A 14264-nucleotide genomic window follows, 5' to 3' on the forward strand; every position below is an offset into this window, starting at 1 on the left:
TTAGACATTTCATATGGTGTATAGTACACTGTGAGTAATGAAATGGATGTGATAATCATGATTATTGATACATTCAATGAAGTCTTTTTCCTTGTTGAATTCTTTACGATTATTCTTCCAGCGCTGACCGCCATCGGTATTGCTTTCTTATTAAAAGACTGCCGAATGAACGAGCACCTCGGAGGACATCGTTTAGAAGAGTTGGACGCATCTTGTTTGAATCGAACAGACTTTCTGTTTATCATATATGATCGCATTACAACTTGGATTAGTAAAGTCATTCGAATGAAAAGATCATCAAATGATGATGAAGACCATTCGCTTCCTCTCTCTTATTAGATTTTATTATTGAGGAGGAAATGAATTGAAACGTTTATTGACAATTTGTACGACTTTATTTTTGATGATGGTAGCGTCACCGGCATTTGCTGCGAGTGCGCAAACAAATACAAGCTCTGATGGGTTTTTCCATCATTATTTTGTTCAGCCTTTTTCTGAGTTGATTATCTGGCTTGCGAACTTTTTCCATGATGACTACGGTTTATCCATTATGTTCGTGACATTGATTGTCCGGCTGCTTATTTTCCCGCTTTTTGCAAACCAATTTAAAAAGCAGAGAGTGATGCAAGAGAAAATGGCACTCGTTAAACCTCAGATTGACCAAATACAAAGCAAATTGAAAAAAACGAAAGAACCTGAAAAACAAAAAGAACTGCAAATGGAAATGATGAAAGTATATAAAGACAACAATGTGAACCCGCTGGCAATGGGCTGTCTGCCGATGCTGATTCAAATTCCAATTGTTCTTGGCTTTTACTCGGCAATTCGCTCAACACCTGAGATCGCAACGCATTCGTTCTTATGGTTTAACTTAGGACAAACTGATCTTTTGGTGGCAATCTTTGCAGGGGCCATGTATTTCTTGCAATTTTATGTCACACAAAAATTCGCAAAGCAATCAGGCACCCAAACAGAAGCTGCACTGAAACAAGCAAAAATCATGGGCATGATTTTCCCAGTCATGATGCTGTTTCTATCAATTAATGCTCCCGCTGCTCTTCCTTTATATTGGATGACAAGTGGACTTTTACTCACCATTCAAACGATTATTTTAAATGTGATGTACCAAAAATCAAAAACAAAAGCTGCGGCAAACGATTCAATTAACCCAGCAGCTGAATAAATTATAGCCCCCTTACCTAAACATGATAAGGGGGCTATATTTGTCTTCTGTAGAGCGCAACAAATAAAAGATTCGTGAGCTCCGGCACGCAAAATGACCCCTTATCCATGGATAAGGGGCCTTTGTTTATGCCAATTCCTCTTTCAATCGCTCAGGCAATTGATCAAGATCCTCAATTTTCCCAAGAAACTTATTAGGGTCCACTTGTAAAATCATCTTGTTCTCTCTCTCAACGACGCCGAAGAAATATTCAGATGCTTTTGTGTTCATATGAAATGGCTTGATCTCACTTAGCTCGATATCAATGATATCTTTTGCATCAGAAACAAGGCAGCCAATCATTTGATCGTTTAATTCAAATAGTAGAACCTTAGACTGTTCGGTTACATCCAGAGGTTTTCCGTGTAGCATGACACCTGTGTCACTGACTGGAATGACCTCTCCTCTTAACGACATGAGTCCTTTAATCTCTTTTGGAAGGTTCGATACTTCTTGTAAATAAGGGACCTTCTCAATCGAGCGTATATGCTCTACGCTGATACCAAAATCCTCTTGTCCCACTTGGAAAATAATGATCTTTTGCGTGCTCACAGAGTCTCCTGCCTTTACGATGGATTTGTCGTTTCTTCGATAATGGCGAGAACCATTTCAGCTGTCTTGACTAATTCTTCAATCGGCATTTTCTCATTTTTCGTATGAATATCTTCATATCCAACAGCTAGGTTGACAGTTGGGATGCCATTTCCAGCAATGACGTTTGCATCACTGCCTCCCCCGCTTGTCTGTAGTTCTGAAGGACGGCCAATTTTCGCAGCCGCTTTTTTCGCCACTTCAACGACTTGATCGCCGTGTGAGAATTTAAAGCCTGGATACATGATGTCAATTTGTACATCGGCACTTCCGCCCATTTCTTTAGCGGTTTTTTCAAAGGCTTCTTTCATTTTTGCTACTTGTGCTTCCATTTTTGTCGGTTCTAAAGAACGCGCCTCTGCCAGAATATCCACTTGATCACAGACAATATTCGTTTGTGTTCCACCTTCAAAACGGCCGATATTCGCCGTTGTTTCTTCATCAATACGGCCAAGCGGCATGCTGGCGATCGCTTTTGATGCAATCGTAATCGCAGAGACGCCTTTTTCTGGTGCCACACCTGCGTGAGCTGTCTTTCCGTAAATGGTTGCGCGTACTTTCGCCTGTGTTGGCGCAGCCACGATAATGGTACCGACCTTGCCATCTGAATCAAGGGCATAACCATATTTTGCTGTCATCAGTTTCGGATCTAACGCTTTTGCTCCTACAAGTCCTGATTCTTCACCAGCTGTAATGACAAATTCAATCTTGCCATGCGGTACATTTTTCTCTTTTAGGACACGGATCGCTTCAAACATTGCAGCAAGCCCTGTTTTATCGTCAGCACCAAGAATGGTTGTGCCATCTGTCTTGACATAGCCGTCTTCAATGACTGGCTTAACACCATTACCTGGTACAACTGTATCCATATGAGAAGTAAAATAAATCGTATCTGCCTCTTGATTCCCTTCAAGTGTGCAAATAAGATTGCCTGCTCCATGGCCGGTTGTCTCTTTTGAATCATCTTCAACTACATTAAGCCCTAAACCAGTAAATTTCTCTTTTAGGACTTCAACAATTTTTTCTTCATGTTTTGTTTCTGAATCGATTTGAACAAGTTCTAAAAATTCGTCTAATAAGCGTTTCTCATTGATCATGATGATGTTCCTCCTCTTATAGCGGCATGTTTCCATGCTTTTTTAACGGTCTATCTTCTTCCTTACTGCGAAGCAGGTCAAATGAGCGAATGAGCCGCTCTCTCGTTTCATCTGGCATTAAAATATCGTCGATTAATCCTAATTGTGCTGCCTTCATGACACTAGGTTCATTGTCCACCTCACGCAAAGCAGGATGAACAATTTCGTCTGCAAACGATTTTCCCATGACATCAATTTCTGCCTCTGGCCATGCATATACAAAGTCAGCACCTAAGCCCTTACTATTCATCGCAACGTATGCACCGCCAAACGCCTTTCTCAAAATCACAGTGATCTTTGGAACGGTCGCCTCAGCATACGCATACAGAAGCTTTGCGCCGTGGCGGATAATGCCTGCATGCTCAGCTTTCTCACCTGGCAAAAAACCAGGAACGTCCACAAGGGTTAAAATGGGAATATGAAATGCATCGCAAAATCGAATAAACCGAGCCGCTTTATCAGCAGCATCGAGGTCAAGGCTTCCTGCCAGCACCTTAGGCTGATTGGCTACAAGACCGATGGAAGTCCCTTGTAATCTGGCAAAACCTGTGACGATATTTTTGGAGAAACAACGCTGCGTTTCAAAAAATGAGCCGTGGTCGGTGATCGCTGTCACCACTTGTTTGACATCATAAGTACGTGATGGCTCCTTTGGCAAGATGTTCCCAAGATCGCTCGCATCATGCTTTTGCACCTTACGATGAATGACAGGCCGTCGTTTCGTTGGTATGTACGTTAAAAGCGTTCGAACTGCTTTTAACACGTCTCTCTCATCTTTCCCTGTATAGTGCACATTCCCGCTTGTTTGATGCTGAACTGCTGCACCTCCAAGCCGGTCAGGACAGACCGTCTCTCCTGTTGCTTTTTCTATCACTTTCGGACCAGTTAAAAACATATGAGCTGTTTGCTCCGTCATGAATACAAAATCCGTCAATGCAGGTGAATAAACTGCACCTCCCGCACAGGAGCCTAAAATAACGGATATTTGCGGAATTTGACCAGAGTACAGCACATTCCGTTTAAAAATCTGACCATATCCCTCTAATGATACCACACCCTCTTGAATTCTCGCACCACCTGAGTCTTTTAGACCGATAACAGGCATTTGATTTTTAGCCGCCAAATCCATTAAAGCCGCTATTTTTTTCGCATGCATGTCCCCTAGTGAACCCCCGTACACGGTCGCATCTTGTGCATAAACGCCTACTTGTTTCCCATGAATCAGTCCCGTCCCAGTGACAACGCCATCCCCTAAATGCTCTGAGCGGGAGCCTTTAGCAAATGACTGGATTTCCATAAAGCTGCCTTCATCAAGAAGTTCATGAAGCCGCTGACGAACAGTCAGCTTTCCTTTGTTTCGGTGAGCCGCTGCTCGTTTTTCACCGCCACCCCTTAAAGCTTTCTCGCGCCATTCAGACAAGTCATTGAACGATTCATGCATCTTCCTGTTTCTCTCCTTTCAATGGCGCACACAATTCAAATAGCACACCTGACGTTTCTTTTGGTGAAATAAACGCGATGCGCTTTCCGTTCGCACCATTTTGTGCGTCCTTTTGAATGAGCTGTATGCCGAGCTCGTCAAGTTGACTGAGATCAGCCTGAATGTCACCTGACTTTAATGCAATATGATGAAGCCCCTCTCCTCTTTTTGTTAAGAAGGTATGTAATGTGCTGTGATTTGATATCGGTTCAATCAACTCAATGTGCAGATTACCTAGGGAAGCAAAAGATACCTTGACCCCTTGATTCGGGAGTACTTCTATGTCTGAAAATTCCCAGTTAAACAGCCTGAAGAACGTACGTGCTGTTTTTTGAATAGAAAAAACGGCAATGGCAATATGATCGATTTGATTCATCCGTTCACTTCCTTTGTACATCACTTGTCGCCTGCGTAAAAACGAGCTAGAATAAAGAAAGGTGCGCTCGTCGCAAAAACATTTGATTATAGGGGTGCGATATGTCTCAGAAATTCATGAAATTTATGGTATTGCTCATGATTAGCTTACTGTTAATTTCTTCACTTTTAGCAGGAGCGGCAGCCTTTTTATAAAGTGTTGATAAAAAAGCAGACAAGCAGGTGATTCGTTTTTTAACGAATGGCCTGTTTGTCTTTGGCCAGTTTTTCAAATGCATCGCTTGATTTCGTGATCCATACCTTTGTACCAACTGGAAGCTGATCAAATAGCCGTTCTACATCTTGATTATGAAGACGTACACAGCCTGCCGTAATAAATTTCCCTATCGATGTCTCATCACTTGTTCCATGAATGCCATAGGTTCTCCCGTCGGTTCCTCGCGCATCAAATCCAATCCACCTTCGGCCGAGTGGGTTATTCTTTGCGCCGCCTTCAATATTTTTTCTTCTGTAATAAGGATCTTTCGCTTTGATCATAATCGTAAATTCACCTTCTGGCGTTAAATCAGCTGTTTTGCCAGTAGAAGCCGGGTAGACTTTTTGAATTTTCCCATGATCAATATACGCAAGCTCATTCGTTTGTTTATTAATAATGACATACGGATCACCTGGAAGCGGGTTTTGCCCGAGCGGCCAGATGGGTGAAAGGGACATGGCCAGCAGAGTATAAAATAAAAGACGCATAGGCTCCTCCTTTTTCATTAGATTGACCAATGAAGGAGGAACTCATGCGTCTTTATTCTTTCATCCCTTTAAAATAACTTTTCAGCACCAAATATTGTTCCATTTCCCCGAGAAAATGAAAGAGTGCGGCTCTAGCTTCAAATTCTTCACGTGTTTGCGGAAGCGGCAGTGCATCAAACTCTTCTTTCATATCAATCAGGCGTCTTAAGAACTTATGCGCCGTGTTCCCTGGGTGAATATGTTCTCGTAAATCTCTAATATATTCTGCAATGATTTGCCCATGCTCCGTTGTAACAGAAATGGACGTAATTTTCGGAAGCACCCGCTCAATGATTTCAAATTGCTTTTGTCTCATGTTGAAATAATGATAATACAGATTTTCATGTCTTAAGACATGGTTTTCAACATCACGGTATGCAAGAGCTTTCGCTTCTTTAATCAATTGATGCGTCTCTGGTATTTCTTTTCCTGTCCAGTCTTGTTTTCCGGTCATTAAATATTGCTCGATTTCTTCAAAGATTTTCGCAAAATTCGCTTCAATCTGTTCACTGTATTGTTTCAGCTTTTTATCAACGCTAGGCATATACAGGTTCATAATGAGTGCGACCCCTACACCAATGGTGATGAGTAAAAGCTCATTCCAGATGAGATGAAGCGTAATGCCTCCAGACATATACAAATGAAGGATAATCACTGAACTTGTGACAATCCCTTCTTTAATCCGAAGCAAGACCGTTGTTGGAATAAAGACGAGCAGCATTAGTCCAATGACGAAAGGATGATACCCAATCAGATCAAAAAATAAATAAGAAAATAAGATGGCAAGACTGCATGCGGCAAAGCGGGCCCCAGATGCGAGGAGTGACCTTTTTTTCGTCACCTGAATACAAAGGATCGTAATAATGCCGGCAGCTGAATAGTTTTGCAGACCGAGCATTTGTGCAATGTAAATGGCTAGAGCTGTTCCTAATGCTGTTTTCAGCGTTCGGTAGCCGATTTTAAACATGATGTGATTCACTCTTTTCTGTCTACTTTTGTGAAATGATGAACTTTTTTTACTTTCCCCATTATAATCAAAAAAAGAAGGAGATGTTAAGTCTCCTCCTCGTTTTTTTCATTATAATATTTTTTGTAAGAAATCTTGAGCACGCTGTGAAGACGGAGATTCAAAGAATTCTACAGGATTTGCATCCTCTACAATTTTCCCATCATCCATAAAGATCACACGGTCTGCCACTTCTTTTGCAAAGCCCATTTCATGTGTGACGATCATCAGCGTCATCCCAGATTGAGCGAGCTCTTTCATGACCTCTAATACTTCCTTTACCATTTCTGGATCAAGAGCAGACGTCGGCTCGTCAAAAAGCATGATATCTGGTGTCATCGCAAGGGCACGTGCAATGGCGACACGCTGCTTTTGACCACCTGACAGCCGATTCGGATAATCATCTTTTTTTTCTAGAAGTCCGACCTTTTTTAAAAGCTCCTCTGCCTGCTTGATGCTGTCTTCCTTCGATTGGTTCTTTACATTCATTGGCGCATACGTAATATTTTCTAGCACTGTTTTGTGCGGGAATAAGTGAAAATGTTGAAACACCATACCAATATTTTCGCGCACTTTTAATGCATTTGTTTTTGGATTGGTAATTTCCGTCCCCTGAATCGAAATCACTCCAGAAGTCGGTTTTTCAAGTAAGTTAATACAGCGAAGAAATGTTGATTTTCCTGAACCAGATGGCCCGATGACAGCTACCACTTCGCCTTCTTTAATCGTGGTATCAATCCCTTTCAACACTTCATTTTTACCGAAAGATTTTGTGAGTTTCTCTATTTTAATCATTTGATTTTAACTTCCTTTCCACCGATTTGCCGACGAAGGTAAGAATAAGCACGATGACATAATAGATGAGACCCGCAAAAATAAGCGGTTCAAGATAGTTATAGGTGACGGCACCTGCTTGATAAGCTCGTCTCATGACATCGCCCAGTCCAATGACTGTGACAATCGCTGATTCTTTTGTCAGTGTAATCGTTTCGTTCACAAGTGCTGGTGAAATATTTTTGAATGCTTGCGGAAGCAATAAGTCCTTCATCATTTTAGCATACGGAATACCTAAAGCAACGGCCGCTTCTTTTTGCCCTTTATCAATGGCATTGATTCCTGCACGAATGATCTCAGAAACGTACGCCGCCGAGTTTAGTGAAAATGCGGCTACAGCTGCCCAGTATTGATCAATTTGAAAGCCGAGCAGCTGGGGAAGACCAAAATAAATAATCAAAAGCTGAAGCACAAGCGGTGTGCCTCGGAAGATTGACGTATAAAAATCTGCTAGCCAGATAAGCGGCTTAAATACACTAATTTTACAGAGCGTTAATAAGATTCCTAAAATAAAACCAAGGAACAATGATACCACAACAATAGAAAGCGTTACTTTAAGACCTTCTAAAATAAAGGGCATCTGAGGTATTACATCTTTAAAATCCATCATGATATTCTCCTTTTTTTCCTTCAGATAAAATCAAAGAATAAAACAGGAAAAAAGTTCAACACATGTTGAACTTTTCAGCGCTTTCTACTTGATTTTCATGAATGACGCTGATCCTTTTCCTGACTTACTTTTCATCAGCAAACCATTTTTTAATGAGTTTATCAAGTTCGCCATTATCCTTCATTTCTTTTAATGATTTATTGAATTTCGCTGTTAAGTCGCTATTTTTTTTAAATGCAATGGCTGAACCTTCGTTTGAGCTATTCAATCCAAATGCTTGGAAATCTTTTTCCTTTTTCAAGTAGCCAGCCGCTACTTTATCTTCAATAATAGCTGCATCAAAACGGCCTGCTTTAATTTCTTGAATGATATCAGAAATTTTATTACGATCTTCAACTGTTAAGTTATATTTCTTTTGCAATCCATTTGCTTCATCTTGCTGGATAGAACCTAATTGAACGCCAACCGTTTTGTCTTTTAAATCTTTCTCTGTTTTTATACCGCTAGATTTTTTTGATACAACCAAGTTTTCAGCATTGTAGTAAACATCTGAGAAATCAACTTGTTTTTTACGCTTTTCAGTAGGTGTCATGCCTGCAAGCACAATATCAGCTTTATTTGTTTTAAGAGCTGACACGAGGCTTGCAAAGTCCATATCTTGAATTTCTAGCTTGTAGCCGTTCTTTTTCGCTAGAGCTGTAGCAAGGTCGACATCAAAACCGATAATTTTATCACCGTCTTTTGATTCAAATGGCGGATAATCTGCTGAAGTCGCCATAATGAGTGTTTTGTCGTCTCCTGATGCGTTTGAATTATTAGAAGAAGTTCCGCATGCTGCTAATGCAGCTGCAAGACCAGCTGTCATAAGTAATAATAACCACTTTTTCATATGATAATGCCTCCTAGTATTTAAAATCATGAGTAGATTTGAATATTTATTCACTATAATGTATTTTAAACACTTTCTTTTTGATATGCAATAGTATTTTGCTAAAATTATTTTGATTCTTATGTCATGTAAAACAAAAAAACAGACCGATCAAAAGACCGGACTGCCTTTAAATGATTCATTCAAAAGTAACATGTTACACTTCTTCGCAATACTCATCGAAAGCGGCTTGAAGTTTTGACACCACTTCCATCGGTTCATGTCCTTCGATTTCGTGACGTTCGACCATTTTAATGATTTTCCCGTCTTTTAATAGAGCAAATGATGGTGAAGATGGCGGGAAGCCTTCAAAGTATTCACGTGCTCTTGCGGTTGCTTCTTTGTCCTGTCCAGCAAACACTGTGAGCAATTGATCTGGACGCTTATCGTAATGAACAGAATAACCAGCCGCTGGTCTAGCAATACCGCCTGCACAGCCGCACACTGAATTCACCATGACAAGTGTCGTTCCTTTTTTCGTCAGCGCTTCATCAACTTCTTCAGCTGTTGTCAGTTCCGTATAGCCTGCCTGTTTAATTTCTTCTCGTGCTTGTTTCACAATATCATTCATAAATAAATTAAAATCAATATTCATAACCGTCCACTCCTTCTACGTACCAAACCATTTTAACTACATCATATCAAGGAAAACGCCGGCGGGCAAATGTCTTGTTTCTCCCCCTTCACTTTTTTCAAACGTCGTTTATGACCTGTGGAATTGGGGAAAAGTGATAATAAAGTGATGAAAGGGAGAACTGCGTGATGGCACAATTCAAAAAAGCGATACTCATTTATAACGGAAATGCTGGACAAAAAAACATGGAAAAAACACTAGGTCAAACAGTGCCTCTTCTTTCTTTACATATTGATGAACTCATCCTTAAGCCTACAAAACAGCCGAATGATGCCTATCATTTCTGCCGTGAGATGGATGAGTCGGTTGAATTGCTGATTATACTAGGTGGAGACGGAACCGTCCATGAATGTATGAATGGAATTGGCGGTTTAGAAAAAAGGCCAGCTGTAGCGATCTTACCTGGCGGGACGTGCAATGACTTTTCTAGAACGCTGGGCATCCCTCAGCAGATGCCAAAGGCCGCTCAAATGGTGATAGATGGCACTGAAAAAAAGGTCGATTTAATCAAAGCAGAGGATCGATACCTTTTAAATTTTTGGGGGATTGGTCTCATCGCAGATACCTCAAACAATATTAATGATAAAGAAAAAGCTGTCCTCGGAAAAATCAGCTACTTCACGAGCGCTCTTCGAACCCTTCAGCAGACAGAACCTTTCTATGTACGCATTGAAACGGAAGAGGAAAACTGGGAAGAAGAAGCTGTGATTGTCCTTGTCATGAATGGGCACTTTATCGGTACAAATAAAATAGATCTGCCAAATGCTTCAATTGATGATGGAAAAGTCGAAATTTTAATTTGCAGAAATACGAGTTTCTCTGCTTTAAAAGAGATTTTTTCAATGAACCGTGAAGAGCTAGAGGATTTTAAAGGTGACCTGTCTCTTATACAAGCATCCAGCATTCATATTCATACTAAAGAGGAAATGGATGCAGATACAGATGGAGAAGTATACATGACCGCTCCTTCTTCCCTTGAAGTATTAAAACAGCATTTGACCTTTATCGTTCCAGCAGAATAAAGAAAACGCCTGCATCATTTCGATGCGGGCGTTTTTTTGATATAACGTCTGTATAAATATTCAAGTGCATACCCTAGCAGTGTACCTATCAGAAGGGAAATGCCTAATAAACTATTGGCGACTCCTTTAAATCCACCTATCATCAACAAGCAATAGGCGATTTGAATGATTGAAACGATCGATATGATGAGCAGTAAGCGTTCAGGATGATTGCGTGATTTGGAAATATACCGAAGAAAAGCGAACGCAATGGCTGTGATAAACATCAGACCGATCGTAAGAAAAGCAAAAAAATCTAGTCCAGACATCTCATGGCTCCTTTCTGATTGATATGGAAATCCCCCTCTCATTGTGAGAAGGGGACATATAAATGAGCTTAATAGACGGACGTCTCTTCGTCAATGCCTTCAAGAATTTGTTTAATTCTTTGCAGGAATCTACCGCATACAAGACCATCGAGTACTCTATGATCTAATGAAAGACAAAGATTCACCATATCTCTAGCGGCAATCATACCATTTACAATCATCGGGCGCTTTACAATAGATTCTACTTGTAAAATGGCTGCTTGCGGATAGTTAATGATCCCCATTGATTGAACTGAACCAAATGATCCTGTGTTGTTCACAGTGAAAGTGCCGCCTTCCATGTCACTTTGCTGCAGTTTGCCTTGTCTGACCTTGAAAGCAAGTTCATGAATTTCTTTGGCGATTCCCTTAATCGTTTTCTCATCCGCATCTTTAATCACTGGGACAAAAAGAGCGTCATCTGTTGCAACAGCAATGGAGACGTTGATCGCTTTCTTTTGAACAATTTTATCTCCAGCCCACATGCTGTTCATTTCAGGAAATTCCTTTAAGGCCTGAGCCACTGCTTTGACAAAGAATGCAAAGAACGTCAAATTAAAGCCTTCTTTTGCTTTGAATTGATCTTTTAGCTGATTTCTTCTTGTCACAAGGTTTGTCACATCCACTTCCATCATCGTCCAGGCATGTGGAATTTCATGCTTGCTTCTTAGCATATTTGCGGCAATCGCCTGTCTAATCGGTGTGACCGGCAGTTCAACATCTCCAGGCATTGAAGAGATGGAAGGAGCCGCTTTTGCTTGTGACGGCTTCGCAGGCTCCGTTTGACCCGTACTATCACTCACAGGTGCTGCCGTTTCTTGTGCGCCTCCACTTTCGATAAGCTTCAGCAAATCTTTTCTTGTGATTCTGCCGCCAGCTCCCGTTCCTTGAACAGCCGCTAAATCAATTCCGTGCTCATCTGCTAAACGCAGGACTGCCGGAGAGTATCGTTTCTTTTGACTCTGATCCACACTTGTTTGGTCAGGTTCTGGTGCTTCATCTTGCGCAGGCGCCTCTTCTATTTTCGCACTCTGCTGCGCACTGCCTTCTACTTCAATTTCACAAAACACTTCTCCTACTTGAAGTGTATCACCCTCTGCAGCCGCTAGTTTAGTGATTTTTCCTGTAAAGGATGACGGAACCTCTGCATTTACTTTATCTGTCATGACTTCCGCAATCGGATCATATTTATTCACATGATCGCCAGGTGAAACGAGCCATTTGCTAATGGTTCCTTCTGTTACACTTTCACCAAGCTGAGGCATTTTCATTTGTTCAGTTGCCACTTTGAAACCCTCCTCTTTCTTAAAACGCCGCTAGTTCTCTCATTTCAGCTTCTACCTTATCCGGATTAACCATGAAGAATTTCTCCATTGTCGGTGCATAAGGCATTGCAGGGATATCAGGTCCTGCTAGACGTTTAATTGGCGCATCTAAATCAAACAAGCAGTGCTCTGAAATGATGGCAGCTACTTCACTCATGATGCTTCCTTCTTTTGTATCTTCTGTTAACAAGAGTACTTTCCCTGTTTTTGATGCCGCTTCAATAATCGCTTCTTGATCAAGCGGGTACACTGTACGTAAATCGAGAATATGAGCAGAAATTCCGTCCTTCGCAAGGCGCTCTGCTGCTTGGAGGGCAAAATGAACACAAAGGCCATATGTAATGACCGTAATGTCATCGCCTTCTCGTTTCACATCCGCTTTTCCAATAGGGAGCGTATAATCCTCTTCAGGCACTTCTCCTTTAATGAGACGGTATGCACGTTTGTGTTCAAAGAACAATACAGGATCTGGATCACGCACTGCGGCTTTTAACAACCCTTTGACATCATAAGGTGTAGAAGGCATCACAATCTTTAAGCCTGGCTGATTGGCAAAAATGGCTTCGACCGATTGTGAATGATAAAGCGCCCCGTGTACGCCGCCCCCGTAAGGAGCACGAATGACCATTGGGCAGCTCCAATCATTATTGGAACGATATCTAATTTTTGCAGCCTCTGAAATGATTTGGTTGATGGCTGGCATAATAAAATCCGCAAATTGCATCTCCGCGATCGGACGCATTCCATACATAGCAGCCCCAATACCTACACCTGCAATCGCTGATTCGGCAAGAGGTGTATCCATGACGCGCGCTTCTCCAAATTGCTCGTAAAGACCCGCTGTTGCTTTAAATACGCCGCCTTTTTTCCCGACATCCTCTCCGAGCACAAACACTTTCGGATCTCGCTCCATTTCTTCTTTCATCGCTAGTGTAATAGCGTCTATATATGACATAACAGGCATTTTTCTTCCCCCTTACTCCGCATACACGTAACGAAGTGCGCTTTCTGCATCGGCATAAGCTGCGTTTTCCGCTTCATCAGTGGCTTCGTTTACGATTTGCATGATTTCTTTTGTCATCTCTTCTTTCATTTCAGAAGTCATGACATTTCCTTCGATTAAGTACGTTTCATATTGAATGAGCGGATCTTTCTTTCTTGCTTCGAGCACTTCTTCTTTTTCTCGATAGCTAGAATCATCGTCATCACTTGAATGCGCAGTTAACCGGTAAGAAATGGTTTCGATCAATGTTGGGCCTTCGCCTCTTGCCGCACGGTCTCTCGCTTCTTTGACCGCTGCATACACTTCAAGCGGATCATTTCCATCAACCGTCACACCCGGCATTCCGTACCCTATTGCACGATCTGAAATACGCTCACATGCCACTTGTTTGTCATACGGGACAGAAATCGCATACTTATTGTTTTCACACATGAAAATAACAGGCAGCTTATGCACCGCAGCAAAGTTGGCGCCCTCGTGAAAGTCTCCTTGGTTTGAAGAGCCTTCACCGAACGTCACAAAGCTAACAAAATTCTTTTGCTCTAGCCGCCCGGCAAGTGCGATGCCAACCGCATGAGGAACCTGTGTTGTCACAGGTGATGATCCAGTCACAATTCGGTTTGATCTTTGCCCAAAATGACCTGGCATCTGTCTCCCGCCTGAGTTTGGATCGTCTTTTTTCGCAAAACCAGACATCATTAAATCTTTCGCCGTCATCCCGAATGCAAGGACAACCCCCATATCACGGTAATAAGGTAAAACGTAATCCTCTTCCCTATTGAGGGCAAAAGCGGCACCGACTTGCTGTGCTTCCTGTCCTTGACAAGAGATGACGAATGGAATTTTTCCAGAACGGTTTAACAGCCACATCCGTTCATCAATTTTTCTTGCTAAAAGCATGGTTCTATATATGTCAATCGCTTGTTCATCTGATAATCCTAATTCCTGATGACGCATGTTACTCATCA

The 14264-nt window shown here is 41.6% G+C and carries 18 protein-coding genes; 4 read left to right on the forward strand and 14 right to left on the reverse strand.

The window, feature by feature from the left end; translation table 11 throughout:
* The first annotated feature begins 57 nt into the window (after positions 1–57).
* Both LCD34_RS01620 and LCD34_RS01625 read left to right on the forward strand, forming a co-directional pair.
* Positions 58–339 (forward strand): hypothetical protein, encoded by a 282-nt coding sequence (locus tag LCD34_RS01620; protein ID WP_008342247.1) that lies wholly within the window; start codon positions 58–60, stop codon positions 337–339.
* A 25-nt stretch (positions 340–364) separates the two neighbouring features.
* Entirely contained in the window at positions 365–1183 is an 819-nt protein-coding gene (locus LCD34_RS01625) for a membrane protein insertase YidC (RefSeq protein WP_007501121.1), read from the forward strand.
* A 126-nt stretch (positions 1184–1309) separates the two neighbouring features.
* Here the strand turns inward: LCD34_RS01625 and LCD34_RS01630 are convergent, their stop codons facing one another.
* The 4 genes from LCD34_RS01630 to mce are packed head-to-tail and all read right to left on the reverse strand — an operon-like array spanning position 1310 to position 4805.
* Entirely contained in the window at positions 1310–1774 is a 465-nt protein-coding gene (locus LCD34_RS01630; RefSeq protein ID WP_008342245.1) for a chemotaxis protein CheW, read from the reverse strand.
* Between the two features lie 14 nt (positions 1775–1788).
* Positions 1789–2910, reverse strand: a complete 1122-nt coding sequence (locus tag LCD34_RS01635; RefSeq protein ID WP_224558439.1) for a tripeptidase T — start codon at positions 2908–2910, stop codon at positions 1789–1791.
* Between the two features lie 16 nt (positions 2911–2926).
* Positions 2927–4390: an acyl-CoA carboxylase subunit beta gene (locus LCD34_RS01640; RefSeq protein WP_224558440.1), complete on the reverse strand. Its 1464-nt coding sequence runs from the start codon at positions 4388–4390 to the stop codon at positions 2927–2929.
* Entirely contained in the window at positions 4383–4805 is a 423-nt protein-coding gene (gene mce, locus LCD34_RS01645) for a methylmalonyl-CoA epimerase (RefSeq protein WP_224558441.1), read from the reverse strand. Before mce ends, LCD34_RS01640 begins: the two co-directional genes overlap by 8 nt.
* Before the next feature lie 101 nt (positions 4806–4906).
* Here mce and prli42 point away from each other — a divergent pair, with 101 nt between their 5' ends.
* Positions 4907–4999, forward strand: a complete 93-nt coding sequence (prli42, locus tag LCD34_RS01650) for a stressosome-associated protein Prli42 (protein WP_017357951.1) — start codon at positions 4907–4909, stop codon at positions 4997–4999.
* Positions 5000–5038: 39 nt separating this feature from the next.
* On the opposite strand, the gene LCD34_RS01655 is transcribed toward prli42, so the two are convergent.
* The 6 genes from LCD34_RS01655 to LCD34_RS01680 all read right to left on the reverse strand — a co-directional run bounded on the left by LCD34_RS01655 (position 5039) and on the right by LCD34_RS01680 (position 9560).
* Positions 5039–5548 (reverse strand): L,D-transpeptidase, encoded by a 510-nt coding sequence (locus LCD34_RS01655; protein ID WP_224558442.1) that lies wholly within the window; start codon positions 5546–5548, stop codon positions 5039–5041.
* A 52-nt stretch (positions 5549–5600) separates the two neighbouring features.
* Positions 5601–6554, reverse strand: a complete 954-nt coding sequence (locus tag LCD34_RS01660) for an aromatic acid exporter family protein (protein WP_007501130.1) — start codon at positions 6552–6554, stop codon at positions 5601–5603.
* Positions 6555–6665: 111 nt separating this feature from the next.
* Positions 6666–7388 (reverse strand): amino acid ABC transporter ATP-binding protein, encoded by a 723-nt coding sequence (locus LCD34_RS01665; protein ID WP_224558443.1) that lies wholly within the window; start codon positions 7386–7388, stop codon positions 6666–6668.
* Positions 7381–8034 (reverse strand): amino acid ABC transporter permease, encoded by a 654-nt coding sequence (locus LCD34_RS01670; protein WP_008342239.1) that lies wholly within the window; start codon positions 8032–8034, stop codon positions 7381–7383. The genes LCD34_RS01665 and LCD34_RS01670 overlap by 8 nt, the downstream gene beginning before the upstream one ends.
* Before the next feature lie 127 nt (positions 8035–8161).
* Entirely contained in the window at positions 8162–8926 is a 765-nt protein-coding gene (locus LCD34_RS01675; RefSeq protein ID WP_008342238.1) for a transporter substrate-binding domain-containing protein, read from the reverse strand.
* A gap of 196 nt (positions 8927–9122) precedes the next feature.
* Positions 9123–9560 (reverse strand): BrxA/BrxB family bacilliredoxin, encoded by a 438-nt coding sequence (locus tag LCD34_RS01680; protein ID WP_007501138.1) that lies wholly within the window; start codon positions 9558–9560, stop codon positions 9123–9125.
* 167 nt (positions 9561–9727) lie between these two features.
* Between LCD34_RS01680 and LCD34_RS01685 the strand changes: the two genes are divergently transcribed.
* Positions 9728–10621, forward strand: coding sequence for a YegS/Rv2252/BmrU family lipid kinase (locus LCD34_RS01685; RefSeq protein ID WP_048001399.1), 894 nt, complete (start codon positions 9728–9730; stop codon positions 10619–10621).
* 14 nt (positions 10622–10635) lie between these two features.
* Here the strand turns inward: LCD34_RS01685 and LCD34_RS01690 are convergent, their stop codons facing one another.
* From LCD34_RS01690 to LCD34_RS01705, 4 genes are all read right to left on the reverse strand, one after another.
* On the reverse strand, positions 10636–10929 hold the full coding sequence (locus tag LCD34_RS01690) for a YesK family protein (protein ID WP_008342236.1): 294 nt from the start codon (positions 10927–10929) through the stop codon (positions 10636–10638).
* Between the two features lie 68 nt (positions 10930–10997).
* Positions 10998–12254 (reverse strand): dihydrolipoamide acetyltransferase family protein, encoded by a 1257-nt coding sequence (locus tag LCD34_RS01695; protein WP_224558444.1) that lies wholly within the window; start codon positions 12252–12254, stop codon positions 10998–11000.
* A 19-nt stretch (positions 12255–12273) separates the two neighbouring features.
* The gene (locus LCD34_RS01700; protein ID WP_007501148.1) at positions 12274–13257 is read right to left on the reverse strand and encodes an alpha-ketoacid dehydrogenase subunit beta; all 984 of its coding nucleotides are present in this window, start codon (positions 13255–13257) and stop codon (positions 12274–12276) included.
* 12 nt (positions 13258–13269) lie between these two features.
* Complete coding sequence (locus LCD34_RS01705; RefSeq protein ID WP_017367570.1) at positions 13270–14262, reverse strand: thiamine pyrophosphate-dependent dehydrogenase E1 component subunit alpha; 993 nt, start codon at positions 14260–14262, stop codon at positions 13270–13272.
* Positions 14263–14264: the final 2 nt, after the last annotated feature.

Origin of the sequence: Bacillus sp. RAR_M1_44, assembly GCF_020165935.1 — a bacterium.
Classification (GTDB): domain Bacteria; phylum Bacillota; class Bacilli; order Bacillales; family Bacillaceae; genus Bacillus; species Bacillus altitudinis.